This is a genomic window from Paracoccus sp. JM45 (assembly GCF_003590715.1).
In the GTDB taxonomy this organism is placed as follows: Bacteria; Pseudomonadota; Alphaproteobacteria; order Rhodobacterales; family Rhodobacteraceae; genus Paracoccus.
Genome location: NZ_QQVY01000001.1, coordinates 181,921 through 200,314, shown reverse-complemented (window position 1 = coordinate 200,314; position 18,394 = coordinate 181,921). Strand labels below are relative to the sequence as shown.

19 protein-coding genes and 1 pseudogene are annotated in these 18,394 nt (G+C 56.5%); 15 read left to right on the top strand and 5 right to left on the bottom strand.

From position 1 onward, the window contains the following. Positions 1–7: 7 nt before the first annotated feature. The 6 genes from DWB67_RS01010 (at position 8) to DWB67_RS00985 (ending at position 3,119) form a co-directional block, all read left to right on the top strand. Positions 8–283: a hypothetical protein gene (locus tag DWB67_RS01010; protein WP_119805637.1), complete on the top strand. Its 276-nt coding sequence runs from the start codon at positions 8–10 to the stop codon at positions 281–283. Continuing rightward, positions 283–963 carry a hypothetical protein gene (locus DWB67_RS01005; protein WP_119805636.1) on the top strand — a complete coding sequence of 227 codons (681 nt, stop codon included), beginning with the start codon at positions 283–285 and terminating at the stop codon, positions 961–963. Before DWB67_RS01010 ends, DWB67_RS01005 begins: the two co-directional genes overlap by 1 nt. Positions 964–1,115: 152 nt before the next feature. Further along, a complete protein-coding gene (locus DWB67_RS01000) occupies positions 1,116–1,757 on the top strand; it encodes a hypothetical protein (protein ID WP_147385897.1) in 642 nt (213 codons plus the stop codon). Between the two features lie 232 nt (positions 1,758–1,989). Then, on the top strand, positions 1,990–2,355 hold the full coding sequence (locus tag DWB67_RS00995; protein WP_119805634.1) for a hypothetical protein: 366 nt from the start codon (positions 1,990–1,992) through the stop codon (positions 2,353–2,355). A 31-nt stretch (positions 2,356–2,386) separates the two neighbouring features. Then, the gene (locus tag DWB67_RS00990; protein ID WP_220475083.1) at positions 2,387–2,824 is read left to right on the top strand and encodes a hypothetical protein; all 438 of its coding nucleotides are present in this window, start codon (positions 2,387–2,389) and stop codon (positions 2,822–2,824) included. Continuing rightward, entirely contained in the window at positions 2,793–3,119 is a 327-nt protein-coding gene (locus DWB67_RS00985; RefSeq protein ID WP_119805632.1) for a hypothetical protein, read from the top strand. The genes DWB67_RS00990 and DWB67_RS00985 overlap by 32 nt, the downstream gene beginning before the upstream one ends. A 156-nt stretch (positions 3,120–3,275) precedes the next feature. On the opposite strand, the gene DWB67_RS17955 is transcribed toward DWB67_RS00985, so the two are convergent. Beyond that, positions 3,276–3,500 carry a hypothetical protein gene (locus tag DWB67_RS17955; RefSeq protein ID WP_182911451.1) on the bottom strand — a complete coding sequence of 75 codons (225 nt, stop codon included), beginning with the start codon at positions 3,498–3,500 and terminating at the stop codon, positions 3,276–3,278. A 212-nt stretch (positions 3,501–3,712) separates the two neighbouring features. Between DWB67_RS17955 and DWB67_RS00980 the strand changes: the two genes are divergently transcribed. The 3 genes and pseudogenes from DWB67_RS00980 (at position 3,713) to DWB67_RS00970 (ending at position 6,384) form a co-directional block, all read left to right on the top strand. Then, complete coding sequence (locus tag DWB67_RS00980; RefSeq protein ID WP_119805631.1) at positions 3,713–4,351, top strand: N-acetylmuramoyl-L-alanine amidase; 639 nt, start codon at positions 3,713–3,715, stop codon at positions 4,349–4,351. Between the two features lie 3 nt (positions 4,352–4,354). Continuing rightward, positions 4,355–4,651 carry a hypothetical protein gene (locus DWB67_RS00975; protein WP_119805630.1) on the top strand — a complete coding sequence of 99 codons (297 nt, stop codon included), beginning with the start codon at positions 4,355–4,357 and terminating at the stop codon, positions 4,649–4,651. Between the two features lie 800 nt (positions 4,652–5,451). Continuing rightward, positions 5,452–6,384, top strand: a pseudogene (locus DWB67_RS00970) (IS5 family transposase). A 299-nt stretch (positions 6,385–6,683) separates the two neighbouring features. On the opposite strand, the gene DWB67_RS00965 reads toward DWB67_RS00970, so the two are convergent. Then, entirely contained in the window at positions 6,684–7,958 is a 1,275-nt protein-coding gene (locus tag DWB67_RS00965; protein WP_119805629.1) for a DUF563 domain-containing protein, read from the bottom strand. Between the two features lie 734 nt (positions 7,959–8,692). Between DWB67_RS00965 and DWB67_RS00960 the strand changes: the two genes are divergently transcribed. From DWB67_RS00960 to DWB67_RS00935, 6 genes are all read left to right on the top strand, one after another. Then, the gene (locus tag DWB67_RS00960; protein WP_119805628.1) at positions 8,693–9,061 is read left to right on the top strand and encodes a hypothetical protein; all 369 of its coding nucleotides are present in this window, start codon (positions 8,693–8,695) and stop codon (positions 9,059–9,061) included. Further along, positions 9,061–11,844, top strand: a complete 2,784-nt coding sequence (locus DWB67_RS00955; protein ID WP_119805627.1) for a hybrid sensor histidine kinase/response regulator — start codon at positions 9,061–9,063, stop codon at positions 11,842–11,844. The genes DWB67_RS00960 and DWB67_RS00955 overlap by 1 nt, the downstream gene beginning before the upstream one ends. Further along, on the top strand, positions 11,841–12,791 hold the full coding sequence (locus DWB67_RS00950; protein ID WP_119805626.1) for a diguanylate cyclase: 951 nt from the start codon (positions 11,841–11,843) through the stop codon (positions 12,789–12,791). The genes DWB67_RS00955 and DWB67_RS00950 overlap by 4 nt, the downstream gene beginning before the upstream one ends. A gap of 334 nt (positions 12,792–13,125) precedes the next feature. Next, positions 13,126–13,293, top strand: coding sequence for a 50S ribosomal protein L33 (gene rpmG / locus DWB67_RS00945; protein WP_042244479.1), 168 nt, complete (start codon positions 13,126–13,128; stop codon positions 13,291–13,293). Between the two features lie 196 nt (positions 13,294–13,489). Further along, on the top strand, positions 13,490–14,317 hold the full coding sequence (locus DWB67_RS00940; RefSeq protein ID WP_147385895.1) for an XdhC family protein: 828 nt from the start codon (positions 13,490–13,492) through the stop codon (positions 14,315–14,317). Continuing rightward, positions 14,314–14,859, top strand: a complete 546-nt coding sequence (locus DWB67_RS00935; protein ID WP_119805624.1) for an NTP transferase domain-containing protein — start codon at positions 14,314–14,316, stop codon at positions 14,857–14,859. The genes DWB67_RS00940 and DWB67_RS00935 overlap by 4 nt, the downstream gene beginning before the upstream one ends. Before the next feature lie 59 nt (positions 14,860–14,918). Here DWB67_RS00935 and DWB67_RS00930 read toward each other — a convergent pair whose 3' ends face one another. The 3 genes from DWB67_RS00930 to DWB67_RS00920 all read right to left on the bottom strand — a co-directional run bounded on the left by DWB67_RS00930 (position 14,919) and on the right by DWB67_RS00920 (position 18,369). Next, positions 14,919–16,289, bottom strand: a complete 1,371-nt coding sequence (locus DWB67_RS00930) for an aspartate aminotransferase family protein (protein WP_119805623.1) — start codon at positions 16,287–16,289, stop codon at positions 14,919–14,921. Between the two features lie 14 nt (positions 16,290–16,303). After that, on the bottom strand, positions 16,304–17,758 hold the full coding sequence (locus DWB67_RS00925) for an NAD-dependent succinate-semialdehyde dehydrogenase (protein ID WP_119805622.1): 1,455 nt from the start codon (positions 17,756–17,758) through the stop codon (positions 16,304–16,306). 122 nt (positions 17,759–17,880) lie between these two features. Further along, positions 17,881–18,369, bottom strand: a complete 489-nt coding sequence (locus tag DWB67_RS00920; protein WP_182911449.1) for an Lrp/AsnC family transcriptional regulator — start codon at positions 18,367–18,369, stop codon at positions 17,881–17,883. Positions 18,370–18,394 lie beyond the last annotated feature (25 nt).

The following is an 18,394-nucleotide window of genomic DNA, read 5'->3' as shown; positions in this document are numbered from 1 at the left end:
ACGCATTATGACCACGATACCCTACAAGCCCGATGCGTCGGGGCCTTTCGTCATGCGCTTCGAGGATGATGCAGGCGAGGCGATCACTTATGCGGCGACGCAGCTTCGTATCCAGACGCAGGACGCCTGCATCGCGATCGACGGGGTGCGGGTGGGGGATGAATACGAATTCACCCTGCCGGATCTGCCGCCCCGCCTTTATGTCGTCAGCGCCTATTACGCTGCAGGCGACGGCTGGCGGTTTGCCCGACGCATGAACTTGTTACCCGAAGGAGGCTGCTGATGGACCCCGTAGTGATCAAGGTCGGCTTTCGCGGCGTTGCGGGCAAGGATGGCGCTGCCAGGTTGCCCGATGGTATCGAGGGACAGTACCTTGGCTACGGGGCAGGGGGCGTGCCCGTTGCTGTCGATGCGCCATCTGGCGGGGGCTATGACGACACTGCGCTATCCGCCCGCGTGGATGAAGCACAAGCGGATGCAACATTGGCGCTGGAACAAATCGCAGCATTTCCTGTCCCGTATGATGACAGCGCACTAGCTGCCGGTGTTAATGCTAACGCTGATGCCATCGCTAACCTGCCTGCACCCTATGACTCCACCGCGCTTCAGGGGCGCGTTACGACGCTTGAGGATGCGCCTGCACCAGATGTCGGTTGGGACGATGTGGACGGCAAGCCCGCGGCGTTCCCGCCATCGGCCCACACGCATGCTTTCGCTGACATTACGGGGAAACCTTCGACGTTTCCCCCTTCTGCACATTCCCATGCCATCGCCGACACCACCGGATTGCAAACGGCACTGGACGGCAAGCAGCCAACCACCGCGTTCAAAACCGTGAATGGGACATCCATCACGGGGACGGGCAACATCGTCACGGCGGTATCATTCGCCACGGATGCGGAAGCATTGGCGTATTCCACAGCGAACCCGACTGCTGCCGTTTTCAGTTCGCAGGCAAGCTGATGCCGGTTATTTACCTTCGCAACCAGAAGAGGGCTTACATTAATGGCGTTGAGCAAACCGGATTGTGGGTGGGCGGTTTGAAGATTTGGACGCGCCCTTCCAGTACAACGCCCATCAGCACGTTCTACGGCGTCGGTGCGGGTCAGGTTCCGATGGATCATAAATATGCCGAGGGCACGAAAAGCGGTGGTAACATCACGGCGGTTCCCAACCTTGGGGGCGCGGGTTCTGCATTCAATCTGACGGTCAACGGCAGTGTGCCGGTGTCGGGCAATGGCGTCGATCTGGACCCTTCGGATTACTTCACAATGCCAACGCAGGCGGATCTGGTCGGGGTCAGGTTCTTCTTTGTCGCCGACTTTAAATCTGTCTCGGCCAACCAGTATTTCGCGGGGCAGAACGAGGCGAACGCATCGGGAGGCAGGACAAACCTTTTCCTGCTTTCGGGCGGCAACACATTGCGTATTGCCAGAAACGCCGGTTCAAACATCAATGTCGATGTTTCCATAAGCCCAGCCGTTGCACCAGTCATCCGGCTTTACGAAATCGAAATGACGGCAAGCGGCAACGCCGTGGTTTGGATCAACGGCGAGCAACGTGGATCAATACCTAATGTCCATTCGACCTATCTGATCAACCGTATTGCGGCAGGTCAGGCAACGGGCGGGGGCATGAGCGCAATCCTTTACCGGTCGCTGTCCTTGATCCAGGGCGGTGATTATGCCGGCCGCGTCACGGCAATCCGTGCGCGCTTGAACGAGCAATACAGCTTGGGCATGAATACCACCCCGTAAACAGACACCGACCGGTATCACCCTGTTCCGCACTTCCGGATCGCGACTGGGTTCGACAAGCCGATGATGCGACACTTTCGGACAATGTGGTTGATACTGCCGTCGGGCCATCCGGCAGCTTTGCGATGGATGGCACCGTGACGTCATCGCGGGCGTGGTTCGGCATCCTTGTCGCGCCGTCGGTCGAGGACTCGACAGTTCAAATTAGCAATTTCAGGATTGAGGGACCTTGATGGAATTTCTTGTATGGATGTTCGCCACACCCGATGCGCAAACCGACCCCTATAGCTGGGGCGCGGTTCTGCTGGGCCATTTCGCGATCGGGATCTGCCTGACGGCTGTCGCGGGCTGGATATCCGGCGCATGGCGCGGGGCGATTATCGTGGCTGTGACCTATGCGATCGCATGGGAAGGCGGGCAGATGCTGCTTGCCGGATCCGGCATCGGCGACAGCGCCGTTGACGCGGCAGCTGTCGCCTGTGGTGCAATCATGGCTGCCGGCGCGTGGCGCAATCGTGGCGTGGCAGTCGGCTTGGCCATGCTGGTGCTGGCGGCAATCGGCATGACGGGTGTGCAAGCGCGACGGAGGGATCAATGAAGACATGCCGCAAGGTTGGAGGCTGCACATGATGCCGATACTCGAACTTGTCGACAAGCATGGCAGAGCTGCCGAATGGATCACGTCGATGATGATTTTTGTCTTCGGCCTGACGCTTCTTGCACCGGGCAGCACGATGGATACTTCGGTGTCCTACCGGGCATTCATTATCGTCGGGCTGAACGATATTAGTCTTGGATTACTGGCGCTGTTCATCGCCACGAACCGCTTGGTGGCGCTATACCGCAACGGCATGTGGAAAAGGTCGCCGATAATCCGCGGCATTGGCGCCGTCGCGGGGCTGGGGTTCTGGGTTGGCATCTCTTTCGCATTTTGCTGGCCATATGTCGCCGGCATATCCGAAGCGCCATCAACCGCTACTGTCTATATCGTGGCGGCCTTCGCAGAGATACTGGCAGCCTATAGGAGTGGCATTGATGTCCGAAATTCCAGAATCGCTGCTGGATGAGCAAACGATCGCTGTGCTTGGCAGTATTATCGGCGCGGTTCTTCTGGGCATCCGTGTTCTGATCCAGGGCGCACGTAGTGATGCCAGAGTGAAGGCCGAACCGGCCACGCAATCCTTCGTTGGCAACGAGATGATCGATGTGAAGGGCGAGGTCCGGCAGATGCGTCAGGAGCTGCGTCTTGAACATGCAGCCACTCGGCGACACACGGAAGACGAGATCGATAAGCTGAGTGACCGCATCACGGCGTTGCGCGATATTTTGGTGGAAATCCGAGTTATGAGGAGCGGCAAATGATCCGCTTTCACTGGCGTGCAACCTTTGCCGTAATCACCTGCCTCATGATCGACCCAAGGCCGCAGCTTTTCGCCTGTGCACTGGCGTCAAGCGAGGTTGTTCATCGAGCCTGATTGGCCGGTCGGTCAGTCTGCGACGCAACGCGCACCGTCGATTTCAAGCTGCTGAAGCAGTTTGACTGAGCGCTGTCACTTCGTAGCGGTGGCCTTGGTCACTGTTTGGAACACACAGCGAAAGTTCAAGCTGGCCACCCCCGATGTGCCGCACGCCTGTGCAGCGCCACATCTGGCCCAGATACGAAACCCGTTTGTCATGTGAAAAGTCCACTGCGGGTCTGATGACTGTTATGTGCTTATCAAAATCAAAATCATGTTTTTCCATGAATGGTTTGTCTAGCACTGAGGCACCGGTGACAACCTACCCTGATGGGTAGGTACTCGCGAGGTCGACCCCGACACCCTTACAGGACAAGGCCGCCGTATTGACCCTTTCACAATATGAACGGTGCAAGCAGAGCACCTAATCAAGCCCCCCTGAAATGCACTTTAGCCCGGCCCCGCCATCACGCGGGGCTTTTTTAATGGAGAATCGAAATGTCGAAAGATGCGATCCGGTCGATCCAGACCGGTCTGATTGCGCTTGGCTATAACGTGGGCAAAACCGGCGCCGATGGCTGGTTCGGTGCCAATACCCGCGATGGTGCCCAAGCATGGCTGGCTGCGGGTGGCAAACCCGTTGCAGAGCAGCCCGTTTCCACCTCAGTAACCGGCCAATCTGCAATGATCCATCAGGGCAGTGCGCGCTATCCGGTGCGTGAAATTATCGTGCATTGCAGCGCCACGCAGCCCGATTGGATGGCAAGCCGCCCGATGGCCGAAAAACTGGCCGAGATCCGGCGTTGGCACAAAGCCAATGGCTGGAGTGACATCGGCTATCACTGGATTATCGACCGCGATGGCACGGTACTGGCCGGCCGTGCGGAAACCGTCATCGGTGCCCATACAATCGGCAAGAACACCGGCACGATCGGCATCTGCCTGATCGGCGGATACGGTTCTGCCGAGACCGACGCCTTTGGCAAGAACTTTACCACACAGCAGGACATCACACTGCGCCACATGATCGACGCGATCAGTTCGCGCACCGGCATCGAGCGCATCAGCGGCCACAACCAATACGCCGCCAAAGCTTGCCCTGGCTTCAACGTCCCCGAATGGTTGGAAGGAAACTAACCCATGGATATTCAGAATGTGAAAACCATTACCCCTATCCTGATCACCAAAACGCGCAGTTTCTGGTTCGGCATAGTTCCGGCATCGCTGACGCTTGTAGATGTCATCGCAGGATCTATATCTGACGGCACCAGTGAACCTATTGCAGGGGCAATTGCAGTAATCACGGGACCAGCCTTTGGTATCAATGCGGATGATGTGCATCGCTTCATGCTGGCGATCGCACCGATCTGCGCGCTGATCGTCGCACATCAGCGAAAAGGTACCTCACGGCCTTATACTATCAATGTGTTAAAGTAGGGCGCTTTAATTCCCACTATAGAGAATGGACTTAATGTGTTTAAGGTGGAGTACGGGTTTGGGGGAAGTAAGAGCATGCAGTTGTGGCTACAAAAATTACTATAGGCATTAAAGCTGCGAGTCCCAAAGACAAAATTATCGTATCACACTAAAATAACCAATACCGCAATTTATCGATCGGAAATAATCTTCAAATTTTCCAAAATGAAGTTAAGCTTAATGGGTTGTATCACGAAGCCTAAAACGCATGGTTTTGCGTTTGGCTTAAGTCATATGAAGTATTTAAAATATTTACCGAAATAATTTAATATTATATTTTACGAGATAAGAGAAAATAGCTTTTCAACTGTATTAGCCTCCTTGAAGTAAACAACCATAGCGCGATCTCCGAAGTTTTTATTGACTGCATCTCGAATTAAGTTGATCTCTGTAAGATCGTATACTTCATGATCAATTTTCATGAAGTCGTGGACCCCAATTTCGTCAATTACAAAAACATTTTTTCTGCACGGTGGCAAATGTCAAACAATCGATCAATGCGTTTGTTTATAATCTGGTTTATTTCTGGAATATTTAATTTTGGCTCGCGCAAACCCTTGCTCACGTTATCATCTGCAAACTGGTGCCAGTTATAGTGAGCTAAGACAAAGCCATGTTCTTTGTCCAACGTGTAGTATCCATAGGTAGCATCAAGGAAATTATTGATGTCAGGTTGATCGCGATTTTGGACTGACGCGGCTCTGTTGCGCAAATCCGTTCGGGGGATTCATCTCGTGAATTGAGCATGGTCGCTGGACGGCATGAGCAGACCTACACCCCCGACCTACAAGACCAGGAACTGGCCAGCCTACAATGAAGCGCTCAAGCGCCGGGGCTCGCTGACGATCTGGTTTGACCCCGACATGACCTGGGATGCCGCGCCGACAGGACGGCGTGGCCGCCATCAGACCTATAGCGACGCCGCTATCCAGACGTGCCTTTCAATGAAGGTCTTGTTCGGTATGGCGCTCCGGCAAACAACTGGTTTCGTCGAGAGCCTGCTGAAGTTGGTCGGCTTGAACTGGGCGGTGCCCGACTTCAGCACGCTGTCTCGTCGATAGAAGACCTTGGCCGTGAACATCCCCTATCGCGGCTCCAAGGGCCCGCTGCATCTGCTGATCGACAGCACCGGCATCAAGGTCGAGGGCGAAGGGGAGTGGAATGCCCGCAAGCACGGCGGTCCCAAACGGCGGGTCTGGCGAAAGATCCACCTCGGGATCGATGAGCAAACGTTGGAGATCCGTGCCGTCGAGTTCACCAGCAGTGGCATCGGCGACGCCCCAATGTTGCCGGAACTGCTCGATCAGATCCCACCCGAACAAGAGATCGGCAGCGTCACCGCAGACGGCGCCTATGACACGCGCAAGTGCCATGATGCCATTGCGGATCGTGGCGCCGCCGCCGTCATCCCGCCTCGCAAGAACGCAAAACCATGGAAGCCGAACACCCTTGGAGCGGTCGCACGAAACGAAGCCCTCCGGGCATCGAAATATCTCGGCCGGGCGCTTTGGCGAAATTGGAGTGGCTATCACCGCCGAAGCCGCGTCGAGAGCAAAATGCATTGCGTGAAACTTCTGGGTCAGCGCCTCATGGCGCGAGACTTCGACCGCCAAGTTGCCGAGATCCAAATCCGGATGGCTGTGCTGAACGGCTACACCGCCCTCGGCATACCTGTTACAGAGGCCGTAGGATAAGTCTGTCCGGGAATAGGGGAAGCTCGGCCGTCACCCGATTTGCGCAACAGAGTCCTATCAAGTGGTTTTGTAAACGTCATAATGATAGTTTTATTTGAAATATTTCTCCAGATTTTATCAAAATAATGCCAATAATGGAACTTGTATGGCTCATAAGCTCAATAAGCCATTACTGAACTAATTCACAGAAAGCTTAGTTAGAATTAAGTGTCACATACATTCTTGCAAATCCTAAGTGCTAGGGTCTGGAGGCGAGTAGTTTAGTCACAGCATTGCGAATATGGCAGTGTTTTTGATAATTAGATGTAATCGGCTAACTTATTTCGCTGATTATAATCGTCGATGATCACGCATTGATAATCTTTGTTTACAAACTTCGAGCGTTGGTAGAAGTCCGGTTGAAGCATATTTGAAGAAAATACCTCAACAATCCTGACTTCGTCTCGGCAGAATACCATGTTTGTTAGCCCGGCCCCATGAGGTGCAATAATCTTGGTTGCACCCATGAAGAGTTTTATCTGGCCTTCAAAGGTCAAGTCTTGTGCATGAATGATTTTATAGCCGATTTTTTGCAGATATAGTTCGAAATCTGCCTCACCTGGCGTCGAGCGCGCAGACCTTGAGCGAGAGATATAGATACGTGATTGTCCAATATCAGGTTTAAGATTGCGAAGAGCTGCTTTTCTGAAAAATTGTACAAACGGCGTATTCCAATAGAAGGAAGGGGTCGACGGCATATAAGCTGTACTGACCTTTAAGCTAGCACATTCGCTCACCTGTATGAGACGCTGTTCATCAATACCAATAAGTTTACAAATAACAGGTAACAGCTTAAATTTGTCTTCGCCATGGATTATAGGAATGTCACTGCTCAAATTGCGCGCGTATCTGAGACCGTAAACCATCTCAGACAGAGCATGATAGAAATTGCCGACTTTGTGAGGGAACGGCAAGACGAGAGCTTCGCCTAGAATGTGGTCGGTTTTTTTGTAAATGCCGATTGATGTAGATTTTGCAACACGGCCCGACAGGGCAGGTATAACATATTCTTCGTCAATCAAAGCTGTCATAGCGTCGTCAGCGAGATATGAAAAACGGCAGTTCTTTCCGACGAACAATCGATCAGTTTGTAGTTCGTTTAGTTGTCTTTCGAAACCAAACTTCTTCAAAAGCGGTAGATCTTCGACAGCACAATGTTCAGATAGATTTACCTGATTTCGGGCCAACGAGCTTAAGGCGCTGCTTTCGTACTGCCCTGCCGGCATGTCTGCCGATAGATGACGCGGCATTAGCCGTGGCTCACCGGGAATAAAAACTTTTGCAGTAATTTTCTCTAGGCTCGGTTCGTTTTGGGAAATTTTTTCAACACATGCTATATGTTTAGCAACCGATTTGATACGCATTCGGCCATTTGTCACGCGTCGATTTTTCTCGGGTAGAAGGCCAAGCGCTACGACCTCATTAAGCATAGCAAATGAAGTATCAATTTTTCCTTGGTATAGGAATTCCCCGACCGCTGCGGTCATTTTTATTGGATCGAAATCGTCTAGGATATTGGAGTATTCAGTTTCCAAAATGTAATATCCTCAAGATAATGAGATAGGTATTGGCGAACGCTGTGAGCTGTCGCATTCTCTACCCTGTCATGGGATGAGACGCTACAGTTGCTTGGGAGCTAGTTAACTTAAATTCACTCTTATTATACCACAACATCCCAAAATAATATCCCGTAGTCATACTTCATATGGAGTTGAATGCACCACTCGTCTTTCATTTGCTATCGATTGAAACCTAGCTGTCGACCGTGATTGTACAGAAGATGTTCCTAAGCCACATCCAAATAGAGCGTAAGGATGCTTATGGCTATTGGTGGTGCTGCCGTTAAAACGTGCACATGAAGTATTTCAGTTCGAGCGGGGTTATAGTTGTCCTCGAACGTTTAAGGGGAGCTTTAAGTACAGGTGCTCATTGGCCAGGAAACTCAAGTTTTTACGGGAATTTGGGGTTTACAGGCAAAGAGCTAAGCTATTGATCTTAAAAGTACATGATATAGCGCGGTTTACATCGCAATGCTTTGAATTAAATGAATATATTTAGAACCCTACGGGCTGCCGTTTGAATTCAGGGAATGCGGAACAAAGCTATTCATCCGGGAATCTTTCGCATTCCCGTTCCGTCCGGCATGTCCACAAATAGACAGCATTTAATTCGAAACGTCTGTTTAATGCGGGCCAGTGATGTATGCGCGTTAAGGCATTCAACAGGATGCGCGTTTAGGTTGCACATATTGTAATGCCAAAGGTGCTATATGTCGGATGATCGGAACGGGTGGCGCGCGGCTGCCGTGGGGGACGCGAAAGCGGGGTGGACCGATGTCGCGCCAGCTGTGGTTCTGCTTTTGGCAGGATTGATGGGGCTGGCTGTTGCGACATTGATGGCGACGCCGGTGCACGGGCAATTTCTGGTGCTAAGCCCGAAAGACAGCGCCACCCAATTGATCACGGCGGTCTATCAGGCTGGCGGGGGCGTCGTCGGTTTCGGCGGACTGCCGGGAATTGCGATTGCCGCGTCTGATAATCCGGATTTCGAACACGCAATTCTGGCGCATGGGGCATGGGTTGTCATGCCTTCGCCACGGGTGCTGGGATGCATGTCCGAAAATGGCGGGGCAAGCTGATGACATCCGAAATTGACGGTTTGCGCGAACGCTTTGGCGCTATGCTGGTATGGCTGCTTTGGGCGCATGTTCCGGTTCTGGCGGCGGCTGCCGCGTGGAACCATGGTATGCCCGTGGTGGTGGCTGTGCTGGCAGGGTCGTTGTTGGCAGGGGCCTATCATCTGACGTGGCGGCGGCGGGGGAATGTCCGCATGTCGCGCAATCTGGCAGGCATCGCGCTGATCGGCGAACCTGCCTTTCTGGTGGTGTTGTTTTCCGGCCATCCCTGGCAGATGGATATGCATATGTATTTCTTTGCCATGATGGCGCTGAACATCGCGTGGTTCGATCGCCATGCGCTTGTTCTTTCGGCCATCGGCATTGCAGCGCACCATCTGTTCCTGCTGGTTTTCCTGCCCTATGCGGTCTTTCCTGGCGAAGGGAACCTGACCCGCGTTCTGCTGCATACGGCGATCATTGTGTTCCAGATGTCGGTGTTGATCTGGGTGACCGACAAGGTCCGCAACGCCTTTGGCCGGATCGAGCAGATGCGACGTGAACTGGTCGCCCGCAGCACCGCGCTGGAGGAACGCAACCGCGCGGTCGAGGATTCGAACCGTGCCAAAAGCATGTTCCTTGCCAATGTCAGCCATGAAATCCGCACGCCGATCAATGCGATCCTTGGTTTCGGGCATTTGCTGCAGCGCAGTGATCTGCAACCGCGTCAGCGCGACCATGTGACCAAGTTGAACACCGCTGGCGTGTCGTTGCTGCGCCAGATCAACGATATTCTTGATTTCTCAAAAAACGAGGCTGGCAAGCTGGAGCTGGAAGCCCGCGATTTCGATCTGCGTGCAGCCATTTCGGGGCAGGTGCAGCTGGTTGCCGAAAGCGCGCATGCACGTAATCTGACGATCCGGATGCGGATCGACAAAGCGATCCCGCCCTTGCTGGTGGGGGATGAGTTGCGTCTGAACCAGGTGATCCTGAACCTACTTAGCAATGCGATCAAATTTACTGAAGAAGGCCGCATTGTCATATCGGCCCGCGTGTCGGACCAACAGGACGGGCAGGTCGTGATCGAATGCGTGGTCAGCGACAGCGGGATCGGCATGACACCGGACCAGCAACAGAGGCTTTTCGCCTCGTTCACACAGGCAGACAGTTCGACCACGCGGCGCTTTGGTGGGACAGGGTTGGGTCTGGCGATCTGTCGGCAGATTGTCGAACAGATGGGCGGCAGGATCTGGGTCGAAAGCATGCCCGATATCGGCAGCGCCTTTACCTTTACGGTCCGGTTGCAAATCTCGAAGAACGCGACGCCCGAGGTGTTGCCCCATCCTGCCTTGCGCGCTTTGCGTATTCTGGTGGCCGATGACAACCCCGCCTCGCGCGATATCATCGAGGAAATGCTGACCCGCTGGAAGCTGCGCGGGGATCTGGTGTCATCGGGCCCCGAGGCGCTGGCCGTTCTGGAACAGGGGGCATTGGCCGGAAACCCCTATGATCTGGTGCTGCTGGACTGGAAAATGCCCGGTATGGACGGTTTGCAGACCCTGCGTGCCATGCGGTCCAGCAAGGTCCTGACGGTGATGCCCATTTCCTTGATGGTCACAGCCTACAGCATTGACGATGTGGTGCGCGACGACGACTGCCAGATGATCAGTGGCGTGCTGCGAAAGCCGCTTGATCCGCATTACCTGCTGGAACTGCTGAACCAGCTTTTCCCCGGCACTGCGCGGCCAAGCGACCCTGCGCCGCTGCCTGCTTTGCCGCCCCATGCAACCGGCCTGCAGGACCAGCGTATCCTGCTGGTCGAGGATAATCCGATCAACCGCGAAATCGCGACAGAGCTATTGGGTGATGCCGGTCTGCTGGTTGATTGTGCCGAAGACGGGGTGATTGCCTGCCGCAAGCTGATGGAAAAACCGAATGATTACGCAGCCGTTCTGATGGATGTTCAAATGCCCAATATGGACGGTGTCGCGGCGACGCTGAAAATCCGCCAGACCATTCCTGCCGACCGTCTGCCCATTATCGCCCTGACCGCCCATGCCTATGACGAGGAACGCCAGCGATGCCTTGGGGCAGGGATGAACGACCATATCTCGAAGCCGATCGATCCTGATGTGCTGATCCAGACGCTGAAACGCTGGGTGCAGACACCCGCCGCAGTCATTGACGGTCTGCCCGAAGATTTGCCCCCCTTCGACCTTGCATCGGCCTTACGACGTGTGAACGGCAAAGCGGCGTTGCTGCGTCGTCTGATCATCGATTTCGGCAAGACCTATGACGGCATCGGCGATGACCTGACGCAGCTGGTCGCCGAGGGTCGTCTTGATGAAGCGGGCATGCGTGCCCATACCCTCAAAAGCGTGGCAGGCTCATTAGAGCTGCCAGTCGTCCCCGACATTGCAGGCCGGATCGAGGCGGCTTTGACCAAAGGCGACATGAGCGAAATGCCTGCCTTGATTGCAAACCTATCAGACGTCATGGCACCTGCAATTGCCGCCACGCGACGCCTGTCGCCAGTAGTGCCGGTTCCGGTTGCGGCGATCCCGATGGCCGATCCCGCAGTGGCACAGGCCGCAGGTGATGCCCTGCGCGACCAGATCCGGCGGCGCAGCCTGTCGGCCCGCAGCGGCTTTCATGCTTGGGCGGATGCGCTTGGGCTGACGGCAGAGGCGCGGGCGTCCCATCCGTTGCTGGGGGCGCTGACCCAGCTGGATTACAGCGCGGCCGCTGCCGTGCTGGATACCATCTCTCCTGCTTTTGACACCGACAACCGCGGGGCATCTGTATGACGAAACCTGTGATCATGATTGTCGATGACGAAATCTCGAATATCGAGATGATGGCGGCGGTGTTGGAAGATGATTATGAAATCTGCTTTTCACGCTCTGGCACCGAAGCGATGCAGATCGCCCATGCCGCATCCCCCGACCTGATCCTGCTGGATATCGTGATGCCGGAAATGGACGGCTATGAACTGTGCCGTCAGCTGAAGCTGGACCCGATCCTGCGCGATGTGCCGGTGATTTTCACCACAGGGTTGGACGAACCCGAAGACGAGGTTCGCGGCTTTCAGGCCGGTGCCATCGACTATGTCACCAAACCGATCCAGCCGATCAAGCTGCGCAGCCGCGTCGGCAATCATGTCGAATTGAAACGGATGCGTGACCAGCTTTCGGCATTGGCCACAACTGACGCGCTGACCGGTCTTGGCAACCGCCGCCTGTTAGAGGAGTTGCTGCAGTCACAGCTGCTGCGACTGTCGCGGGACGGGGAATGGCTGTCATTCATCATGATGGACATCGATTTTTTCAAGCAGTTCAACGATATCTATGGTCATTTGGAGGGCGATAACTGTCTGCGCCTGGTGGCCCTTACCCTGCGCGGGGCGATGCGGCGCAATGATGACGCCTGCCTGCGCTATGGAGGCGAAGAATTTGCCTGCATCCTTCCCAGAACCGACCATGACGGCGCATTGGAGGTGGCCGAGGATATCCGCCGCCAGATCGAGGATCTGGGTATTCCGCACAGCGGCTCGGGCGTCAGTCCGGTGGTGACAATCAGTATCGGCGTGGCCACGGGCCGCAGCGCACCCGATCTTTCGATGGAGCTTTGGATATCGACCGCTGATGCAATGCTGTATCAGGGCAAGCGCACGGGGCGGAATCAAGTTACCGGCCATGTCATCGAATTACCGAAAGCCACGGTCGAAATCGAACAGACTCGGGAAGCGGGGTAGGCTGGCATCAATCTTCAGCTTGCCGGACATGCCGGAACGAAGGTCGGTTTTCGCAGGGTCTTTGGTGTCTAAACCTATGATATCAGGACAACAGGAAGGGTGACACGTGCCGGACGTATGGGTGACAGTCTTATCCCATGCCATATCATCCGGTATTCTGCATTGCAGGCAGAGGCGACGCATTGCTTTGTCTATTCGCGTCAATCTTGCGCCTTTTACGATGTTTTGGCGCTTTGCTGGTTGACTCTGGCGCATCTCAGGCTAAAAGGCGGCTTCAACACAGAATTCCACGGGGTTTGCGGCGCGCGATTGCCCCGAAGCAGGAGCGATACACATGGCGAAGCCGACCACCATCAAGATCCGGCTGAACTCGACCGCCGGCACTGGCCACTTCTACGTGACCAAGAAGAACGCCCGTACGATGACCGAAAAAATGTCCGTGCGTAAGTACGACCCGGTTGTTCGTCAGCACGTCGAATACAAAGAAGGCAAGATCAAGTAAGATCTTACTTTCTGCACTATGTCGAAATGGGTCGCATCCGTCAGGATTGCGGCCCATTTCGCTTTTCATATTTTGTTAACAATAGACTGCTAGAGTCAGGCCTGATCTTGAAAATGCGCTATGCGGCGCTTTTGTTGCATCTTTATACGGGCAGGATGCGTTGCATACCCGTTCCCCTGCCTTGCGGATTGCTTTTATGACCATGTCCCTGCCTGTTTCAGCTGCTGCCGAATGTCCCGTAAAGGCGCTTCTGGCCCGTCCGGGTGGTTCGCTGGCAATTCTGATCGATGCCAAAGGCGGTTTCCCCCGCCGTCCCGGGGCGATGATGGCGCTTTGGCCGGATGGAATGCGGGTTGGTCGATTGGGGGCAGGGTGCATAGACGCCGATATTGCCGCACATCTGGATTTTGTCGGTCCTGTCACGCGCCTGACCTATGGTGACGGTGGCCCGATTGATCTGCCTCTGCCGTGCGGCGGGCAGGTCCAGATCGCATTGATCCATGCGCCTTGCGCGGATTGGCTCTCTGCCATCTGGGATGATCGCATCCGCCGCCGTGTCGGCCATTGGAACATCGACCTCGAAAGCGGCATGCCCCGTCGAAGCACCCAAGGGCAGGGCTTCCAGATGACCTTGCCGCCACCGCCCGCGTTCCAGATCCACGGCGAGGGGGATGAGGCGATGGCCCTGACCCAGCTGGTCAATGCGCTTGGTTTCCCTTGTCTGGGAACCGAGGCAACGCCTGACGCCCACAGCGCTGTTGTCACGCTGTTCCACGACCACGACCGCGAAATGCCTGCGTTGAAGCGCGCAGTGGCATCCGACGCTTTCTATATCGGCGCTTTAGGGTCCCGTCGCGCGCAGAATGCCCGTTTGCAATCACTGATGCTTGAAGGGGTGGCCACGCCTGAACTTGACCGTATACGCGGCCCTATCGGCGTTGTGGCGCAGGGTCGCGACCCGCGCCTGATCGCCGCCTCGACCCTGACCGAAATTTTGTCGGAATACGAAGCCCTGATCGGATGACCCGTACCGGCTTGTTGCTGGCTGCGGGCGCGTCGCGGCGTTTCGGGCCGGATGACAAACTGCTGGCAGTTTATCATGGTCGGCCTTTGGTCACCCATGCTGTAAAAGCGATGCTTGCCACCAACCTTGATCGTCGCATTGCGATTGTGGCCAGCGATGCTGTTGCTGACCATTTGCAGGGTTTTGAGATCATTCGTATCAATCAAAGCCTGCAATCCGACAGTTTGCGCGCAGGGCTTATTGCGGCGCAAAATCCGGACCGGCTGCTGGTCGCGCTTGGTGATATGCCTTTGGTGACCGCCGCACATCTGACAGCGATCCTTGCCCTGACAACCGACCAGCAGATTGCGGCCAGCCATGACGGCATATCACCGCTGCCTCCTGCCTGTTTTCCCCGTAGCCGTATTGCCGATCTGCAAATGCTGAAGGGCGACCAAGGTGCTGGTCGCCTTTTGAAGAACCTGCCGGCAGATGCGCTTATTCATGCACCTGATCTGCTGGGCGATATCGATACGCCTGACCAATTGGCAAGGTTCGATTGAACACCGGACCGCAGGGGGTCCGGGGGATGCAAAATCCCCCGGCCGTCGCGGGACGCAGGTTAGCCCAAGACCTCGGACACAGCCTCGGCGGTGACGTTGACGATCTGGTCCGCCTCGGCTTCGGTCAGGCACAGGGGCGGGGCAAAGCCAAGAATGTCGCCTTGGGGCATGGCGCGGGCGATGACGCCGCGCTTCAGCATGGCGGCGACGACCTTGGCGCCTTTGCCTTCCGAGGGATCAAAGAACTTGCGGTTGTCGCGATCCGCGACCAGTTCCACCGCACAGAGCATGCCTTCGCCGCGCACTTCGCCGACATGGGCATGATCGCCGATGGCTGCCTGCATGCGCTGGTTCAGATAGGCACCCGTCTTGTCGGCGTTTTCGACCAGACCCAATTCGTCGATTAGCTTCAGGTTGGCGACACCTGCCGCCGCGCCGATCGGGTGGGCGGAATAGGTCCAGCCGTGGCCCAGAACACCGTTTTCATCGGTGCCGCGCGACAGCACGTCCCACATCTTCTGGCCGACGATCGATGCCGACAGCGGGGCATAGGCGCTTGTCAGACCCTTGGCGCTGGTGATCAGGTCGGGCTTCATCCCGTAATGGTCGGACCCGAACATCGTACCCAGACGGCCAAAGCCGGTGACGACTTCATCCGCGATCAGCAGGATGTCGTATTTGTCCAAGACCTTCTGGATCGCTTCCCAGTAACCAGCGGGGGGCGGGACGATGCCGCCGGTGCCCAACACGGGTTCACCGATGAAGGCGGCGATATTGTCGGCACCCTCGGCCTCGATCAGCGCCTCCAGCTTGTCGACGCAATAGCCGACGAAATCGCCTTCAGACATCGACGCATCGGGGCGGCGGAAGTAATAGGGCGCTTCGGTGTGGATCACATGTTCCAGCGGCAGGTCGAATTTCTTGTGGAACAGCTCCAGCCCCGTCAGCGAGCCGGTGACCAGACCCGATCCGTGGTATCCACGCCAGCGGCTGATGATTTTCTTCTTCTTCGGGCGGCCAAGGATGTTGTTGTAATACCAGACCAGCTTGATGTTGGTTTCATTCGCATCCGATCCGCCAAGGCCGAAATAGACGCGGGCCATGCCTTTAGGGGCGCGGTCCATCACCATCTTGGCCAGCGTGATCGAGGTTTCCGACCCGTGACCGGCATAGGAATGGTAATAGGCCAGCTCATGCGCCTGCTTGGCAATCGCATCTGCAATCTGCGTGCGGCCATAGCCGACGTTCACGCAGTAAAGCCCCGCGAAACCGTCCAGCAGGCGGTTGCCGTCGCGGTCCTGAATGAAGACGCCCTCACCACCGGTGACGATGCGCTGCGGTGCTTCGCCGCGTTCGAATTGCCCCAGATGGGTCGAGGGGTGGAAAAAGCTCTCGCGGTCCCATTTGGCCAGTTCATCATTCGTCAACATATCGGAAATTCCTTTCATCCCCAGTCGCGGCAGACATATTTGATTTCGGTAAATGCTTCGAGGCCCTGACGCGCGCCTTCACGGCCCAGACCCGATTGTTTCATCCCCCCGAAGGGGATCGGCGCACCGGTCACTTTGGTGCGGTTCACAGCGACCATGCCGTATTGCAACGCGCGGCTGACCCGATAGATCCGGCGCGGGTCCTGGCTGTGGACATAGGCCACCAGCCCGTATTCCGAGGCATTGGCACGTTCGATCACCTCGTCTTCCGTGTCGAAAACCGACAGGGCGGCGACGGGACCGAAGGTTTCTTCATGCATGATCGCGGCTTCATCGGTGACATCAGCCAGCACGGTCGGCTGGAAGAACAGCGGCCCCAGATCATCGACCTTGCCCCCGCACAGCAGCCGCGCGCCTTTGGACAGCGCGTCCTGCACATGGGCGACCTGCTTGTCGATCTGGCGCTCATGGATCAGCGGGCCGATATCGGGGTCGTCCATGCCTTGGCCCATGGTCAGCGCCTGCGTCGCCTTGGTAAAGCGCGCGCAGAATTCGTCATAGACGTCGCGATGGATATAGAACCGGTTCGCCCCAAGGCAATCCTGACCCGAGGTGGCGAATTTCGCCTTCACGGCCTCGGTCACGGCGCGGTCCAGATCGGCGCTTGGAAAGACGATGAAGGGGGCATGGCCGCCAAGCTCCATCACCAGACGCTTCACGGTATCGGCAGATTGACGATAGAGCAGACGGCCAACCTCGGTCGAGCCGGTGAAGGACAGCGCCCGCACGCGTTTGTCGGCGGTCCATTCGCCAACGATGGTCGCGGCATCACCGATGATGGTGTTGACGACACCTGCGGGGAAACCGGCCCGTTCAGCCAGCACCGCCAGCGCCAGCGCCGAAAGGGGCGTTTCGGCGGACGGGTGGATGACCACCGTGCAACCCGCGCCCAAGGCGGCGGCGGCCTTGCGGGTGATCATGGCGCAGGGAAAATTCCACGGCGTGATGAGGGCTGCCACGCCGACGGGTTCGCGCCACAGTTCCATCTCGGCATCGGCCAGATGGCTGGTGACGCCTTCAATATTGGGGCGCAGGGCTTCTTCTGCATAAAATTGCACGAAGCTGGCGGCATAGTCGATCTCGCCCCGCGCCTCGCTGATGGGTTTGCCCTGTTCGGCGACCATGATGCGCGACAGATCCTCTTTGGCGGCAAGGATCAGCGCGTGCCAGCGATGCAGGATCGCGGCGCGGTCCTGGGGCAGGGTGGCGGACCAATCGGCAAATGCGGCCTGGGCGGCATCGACGGCGGCCTTCGCGCCGTTCGCGTCGCTGATGGCGACCTGTGCCACCAGATCGCCGGTGGCGGGGTCACGCACGGCCAGACGCCCTTCGGCGGGAAAGTCGCCCGCGGCGGGCAGCAGTCCTGCATTGTCAAGACGTTCGGACAGTCGGCTTTGATCGTCAAACATGGCGCACCTCCTTGGCTTGGACGGATGATGACGCATGTCGCGCAGGTGATTTCACCGAAGATCGGGGTCGCGGCAGAGGAATCCTCTGCCACAGGCTCCGCGCCCCGAGGATTCCTCGGGGCTCAGGGCAACAGGGCGGTGGCGGCGGGCATATCCTTGACCGGCTTGGTGACGATATAACTGAAATACCGCCGCACGCCCGCGCGGCTTTCCAGCAGCCCGTCCATCAATTCCTGAAATGCTGCGACATCGGTGGCCACCACCTGCATCAGGTAATCATAGCCGCCACCGATGGCCCAGCAGCCAGTGACCTGATCCATCCGCGCAATCACTCGTTCGAAGGTCTGGAAACTTTCGGCGCGGTGGCTGTCCAGTTCGACGGTGACAAAGACCTGAACGTGGTTTCCAAGGGCGCTAAGGTCGATATGGGCGCGGTATCCGCGGATCAATCCGGCCTTTTCCAACCGCTGCATCCGGTCCCAGCAGGGCGTCGGCGACAGGTTCACCCGCGCGGCAAGGGCGGTCTTGGCAATGCGGCCTTCGCGCGACAGCACCGCAAGAATTGCGATGTCGCGGTCATCAAGGCGCAGTCCGTGGCGATCTGGGGTCATGGGTCGGTTCTTTCCGCGCCTTTGT